This window comes from Klenkia sp. PcliD-1-E (assembly GCF_024124375.1).
In the GTDB taxonomy this organism is placed as follows: Bacteria; Actinomycetota; Actinomycetes; order Mycobacteriales; family Geodermatophilaceae; genus Klenkia.
In genome coordinates this window covers 1-4,660 of sequence record NZ_JAMXRZ010000193.1, presented here as the reverse complement: position 1 = coordinate 4,660, position 4,660 = coordinate 1, and the positions used below count along the sequence as shown (strand labels likewise).

Annotated in this window: 6 protein-coding genes; 1 reads left to right on the top strand and 5 read right to left on the bottom strand. The window is 75.7% G+C overall.

Annotated features, from left to right (window positions below; all coding sequences use genetic code 11):
- Nucleotides 1–403: M23 family metallopeptidase (locus tag NH342_RS22060; RefSeq protein ID WP_253018355.1), on the top strand; the 403-nt coding region annotated here is incomplete at its 5' end.
- Here NH342_RS22060 and NH342_RS22055 read toward each other — a convergent pair.
- From NH342_RS22055 to dprA, 5 genes are all read right to left on the bottom strand, one after another.
- The gene (locus tag NH342_RS22055) at nucleotides 366–749 is read right to left on the bottom strand and encodes a DUF4440 domain-containing protein (RefSeq protein ID WP_253018353.1); all 384 of its coding nucleotides are present in this window, start codon (nucleotides 747–749) and stop codon (nucleotides 366–368) included. The two genes, NH342_RS22060 and NH342_RS22055, sit on opposite strands and share 38 nt — an antisense overlap.
- Before the next feature lie 8 nt (nucleotides 750–757).
- Nucleotides 758–1,573: an RNA polymerase sigma factor WhiG gene (gene whiG / locus NH342_RS22050; protein WP_253018351.1), complete on the bottom strand. Its 816-nt coding sequence runs from the start codon at nucleotides 1,571–1,573 to the stop codon at nucleotides 758–760.
- Nucleotides 1,574–1,586: 13 nt separating this feature from the next.
- Nucleotides 1,587–2,543 (bottom strand): tyrosine-type recombinase/integrase, encoded by a 957-nt coding sequence (locus NH342_RS22045; RefSeq protein ID WP_253018349.1) that lies wholly within the window; start codon nucleotides 2,541–2,543, stop codon nucleotides 1,587–1,589.
- Between the two features lie 129 nt (nucleotides 2,544–2,672).
- Nucleotides 2,673–3,635, bottom strand: a complete 963-nt coding sequence (locus NH342_RS22040) for an FRG domain-containing protein (protein WP_253018347.1) — start codon at nucleotides 3,633–3,635, stop codon at nucleotides 2,673–2,675.
- A gap of 50 nt (nucleotides 3,636–3,685) precedes the next feature.
- On the bottom strand, nucleotides 3,686–4,660 hold a 975-nt coding region (gene dprA / locus NH342_RS22035; protein WP_253018345.1), incomplete at its 5' end, for a DNA-processing protein DprA.

The following is a 4,660-nucleotide window of genomic DNA, read 5'->3' as shown; positions in this document are numbered from 1 at the left end:
GTGGCCGCTGGCCGGCCCGCCGGCCGTGACCCGCCCCTTCGACCTGCCGGCCGGTGCCTACGGCGCCGGGCACCGCGGCGCGGACCTCACCGGTGTGCCGGGCGCCCCGGTGCTGGCCGCCGGCGCCGGCACGGTCGCCTTCGCCGGGTTGGTGGCCGGGCGACCGGTGGTCAGCGTCGACCACCCCGACGGGGTGCGGACCACCTACGAACCGGTGCAGCCCGCCGTCGCGGCCGGCCAGGCGGTGGCCCGGGGGTCACCGCTCGGCCTGCTGCTGCCCGGCCACGCCGGCTGCCCGATCGCGGCCTGCCTGCACTGGGGTGCCCGCACCGGCCCGGCGGAGTACCTGGACCCGCTGCTGCTGCTCAGTCCCCCGCGGGTGCGTCTGCTCCCGTGGGGCTGACGAGCGTGCCCTGGTGGAACCACAGCTGCCAGCGGCCGTCGGTACGGCGCCACAGGGAGCTGCGCCGGGCCACCCGCCCGGCGACCACGGTTGTGAACCGCAGCTGGACGACGTCGGTGGCCACCTGCTCGCCCGTCATGTCCCCGACCTCGACCTGCTCCCCCGCCAGGGACAGCTCGCCGGCCATGGCCTCGAGGATCTCCGCGCGGGTCCAGCTGCGGCCGGAGGCACCGACCTCGGTGAACGCCGGGTGCAGCAGGACGCCGGCGCGCGCGGGGTCGGCGCGCACCGCAGGGTCCAGCAGCGCCAGCTCCCCGCGGACGGCCTCGTCGACCGCCGACGTCACCCCGGACCTCAGGCGATGTCGGCGAGCTTGGTGCGCAGGTGCAGCACGGCCTTGGTGTGCAGCTGGCAGATGCGGCTCTCGGTGACGCCGAGGACGCGGCCGATCTCCGCCAGGGTCAGGCCCTCGAAGTAGTAGAGGCTGACCACGACCTTCTCCCGGTCGGGCAGCTGCTCGACGGCGCGGGCGAGCAGCTGGCGGGCCTCGCCGTGCTCGGCCATCGCCTGGGGGTCCAGCGCCGAGGTGTCCTTGAGCGTGTCGACCAGCCGGGGGGCTCCCCCGCCGTCGTCGTCGCCGAGCAGCTCGTCGAGGGCGACGACGTTGACCAGGGACAGCTGGCCCAGGAACTTCCGGATCTCCTCCACCTCGACGCCCATGGCGTCGGCGACCTCGCTGTCGGTGGGGCTGCGCTGCAGCTTGGTCTCCAGCGACGCGACGGTCCGCTCGAACTCGCGGGCGCGCATCCGCACCGACCGCGGGATCCAGTCGGTGGAGCGCAGCTCGTCGATGATCGCGCCGCGGATGCGGGCCATCGCGTAGCTCTCGAACTTGACCTCGCGGGAGGGCTCGTACCGGGTGATGGCGTCGATCAGGCCGAAGGTGCCGTAGGAGACGAGGTCGGCCTGCTCGACGTGCGCGGGCAGACCCGAGCCGACGCGGCCGGCGACGTACTTGACCAGCGGCGCGTAGTGCAGGATCAGCCGGTCCCGCAGACCGGCGTCACGGCCCTCCACGTAGCGCGCCCAGAGCTCGGCGAGCGCGGCGTCCGCGGCCGCGGTGCCGTCCCGGTCGTCCTCGCGCGCGTCCGTCTGGCTGGTCCCCGTCACCGTGTGCTCCTCCTCAGGCCCGTGGGTGGGCCGCCGCGTGGACCGCCCGGAGCCGGTCGACCGTCACGTGCGTGTAGATCTGCGTCGTCGCGAGGCTAGCGTGGCCGAGCAGCTCCTGGACCGACCGCAGGTCGGCCCCGCCCTCGAGCACGTGGGTGGCCGCGGAGTGCCGCAGCCCGTGCGGCCCCAGGTCCGGCGCGCCGGGGACGGCGGCGGTCGCTGCGTGCACCACCCGCCGGACCTCCCGCGGGTCCAGGCGCCCCCCGCGCAGACCCAGCAACAGCGCCGGGCCGCTGCCCTCGCGGGCCAGCACGGGCCGGCCGGCGTCCAGCCAGGCCCGCAGCGCCCGCTCGGCCGGGACGCCGTAGGGCACGCTGCGCTGCTTGCGGCCCTTGCCCAGCACCCGCAGCAACCGCCGCCCGTGGTCCACGTCGTCGAGGTCCAGGCCGACCAGCTCGGCGACCCGGGCGCCGCTGGCGTAGAGCAGGTCGACCACCAGCGCGTCGCGCAGCGCCACGGCGGCCTGCTCGGGCGTGGCGTCCTCGGGCAGCGGGCGGGGCGCCTCGGCCACCGCACGCGCCTGGTCGGCGGTGAGCACCTCGGGCAGCGTCCGGTGCGCCCGGGGGCTGGCCAGCCGCAGGCCGACGTCCTCGGGGACCAGGCCGGTGCGGCGCAGGTGCGCGGTGAAGCTGCGGGCCGACGCGGCGCGGCGGGCGGTGGTGGACCGGCCGTCGCCCCGGGTGCGGCCCAGGGCCAGCCAGCTGCGCAGGGTCGCCAGGTCCAGGTCGCCGACCTGGGCGCCACCCCGGCGGACCAGGTGGTCCAGCAGCGAGACGACGTCGGCGGTGTAGGCGCGCACCGTGTGGGCGGACAGGTCGCGCCCGGCGGCCAGGTGCTCGACCCAGGCGTCCAGCGGCTCGGCCAGCGCCGGGGGCAGGGCGGCGCGCTGGTCAGCGGTCCGGCCGGTCACGTCCCCGAGCCTGCGGGAGCGACCGGGGCCGGTCAAACGGGCACGCCGGGTGGACCACTCCCCCGCGCAGAGGGCAGCACCGACCGGGTGCACCGGCGCCGCAGTCATCACCGTCGGTCACCGGTTGCGTCACGACGCCCCCGCGTCCACGTCGTCGTAGGCGGAGACAACCGGCCGGACCGAGTCGAGGTCGAGATCGAGGTGGTCGCCGCGGTAGGCGTCGCGGAACCCGTCGACATCCGGGTACATCACGCTCCGCCGCCGGTTCAGCGCGGTGAGGTGGTTCCGGATCGTCTTCTTGAGCTCAGGCGGGATGACCAGCGCGCAGAACGGCAGCTTGGTAGGGCGACCGACGCGGCGTCGGCCCTCGTCGAAGAGAACTGCCAGCTTCTCCCTGCCCGGCGGTGGCCCGAGCTGGATCGGCAACCCGTCGATGCCGCCGACGGGGTGGTTCATCGGGACCACGCCGGAGAGGAACAGGCCCTCCTGCGCCGCCATTCGGGCGTCGGGCACCGTCGGACGGACCAGGAAGGGCTGGGAGTTCAGGGCCGACTGCCGGAGGGCGTAACGCAGCGTCCACGCCAACGGCTCGGACTGCAGCCCGTACGTCTGCCGCTGCTGGGGGTCGATGGTCGGATAGGTCGGCAGGCTGGTGACGTCGAACGCGAAGAGCACCCCTCCCACGTCGTCCTTCCCCTCACAGGCGAACCAGAGCGCCGTCATCGGGTTGTACGTCACATCGAGCAGCCGGGTGGGCAGTCCGTGGTGCTGGAGGTGCGCGAGGAGGTAGAGATCGGAAGCCAGTGGGCCCATCTCGACGGCCAGACTCCACTCGCGAGCCTCGCGCAGGATCGCGAGCTCGTTCTGCCGGATCAGGACCTCGTCAGGCAGCGGGTCCGACTCGTCGACGATCAGCTCCCGGAGGAGGGATGAGCGCACTCGGTAGCGCCGGTCGGTCGAGCCGCGCCAGACGTACTGGCGGTTCGATGCCAGCGAGACGATCCGCATGATCGCGCGAAAGGCCTCGTCCTGGGAATCGACGCGGTGACCCCACCCGCTGCGCACCCATTGTGGGTCGGCCTGCTCCGCCATCTCGTCAGTCTGCCGTCGACCGCTACCGGCCCGCTGAGCGCAGGAGGCGCTCAGCCGCGGTCCCGGGTGACCCGCCAGCCCCCGGCGACCCGCTCCACCAGGCCGTGCAGCTCGAGCACCGGCAGCACCCGCAGCACGTCCAGCTCCGCGCACCCGGCGACGGCGGCCAGCCGTTCGGGTGGGACGCCGATCCGCACCGGGCAGGCGTCCAGCACCCGGCGGGCGACGTCGGTCAGCTCGTCGCGCGGCGAGGTGGGACGCACCGGGACCGCGGCCAGGTCTGCGCCGATGGCGCCCACCTCCTCGACGACCTCGGCCGCCGTGCTCACCGGTCGCGCGGGCGGGTCGCCCCGCAGCAGCTGGTGCACCCCGACCGACAGGGCGCTGGTCACCGGACCGGGCACGCCCATCACCGGCCGGCCGAGCTCCCGGGCCCGGTTCGCGGTGGCCAGCGACCCCGACCGGGCGGCGGCCTCGACCACCACGGTGCCGCGGGACAGCGCAGCGATCAGCCGGTTGCGGACCAGGAACCGGTGCCCCAGCGGCGCCGCGCCGGGCGGCCACTCGCTGACCACGAGGCCGTCGTCGAGGACGCGCTCGAGCAGCGCGGCATGGCCGGCCGGGTAGGCCCGGTCCACCCCGCAGGCCAGCACGGCGACCGTGGCTCCCCCGGCGGCGAGCGCACCCCGGTGCGCGGCGGCGTCGATTCCGGTGGCCGCGCCCGACACCGTCGTCCAGCCCCGGGACCACAGACCGGCGGCCAGGTCGGCGGCGACGTGGGTGCCGTAGGCGGTGCTGGCCCGCGAGCCCACCACGGCGACCGACCGGTCGGTGAGCTGGTCGAGCCGGGGGCGGCCCCGCACCCACAGCCCCAGCGGCGGCACCAGGGCCACGGTGCGCTCCGCGCGCCCGGTCTGCTGCTCGGCCGCCACCACGAGGGCGTGCAGCGCGCGGGCGGGCCACTCCTCGTCCCCGGGCACCACCAGCCGGGCGCCCAGCCGGGCCGCGGTCAGCAGGTCGGCCAG

Excerpts from the sequence above, each read along its gene's own strand:
- NH342_RS22040 (WP_253018347.1), bottom strand. The coding sequence starts at position 3,635 with ATGGCGGAGCAGGCCGACCCACAATGGGTGCGCAGCGGGTGGGGTCAC.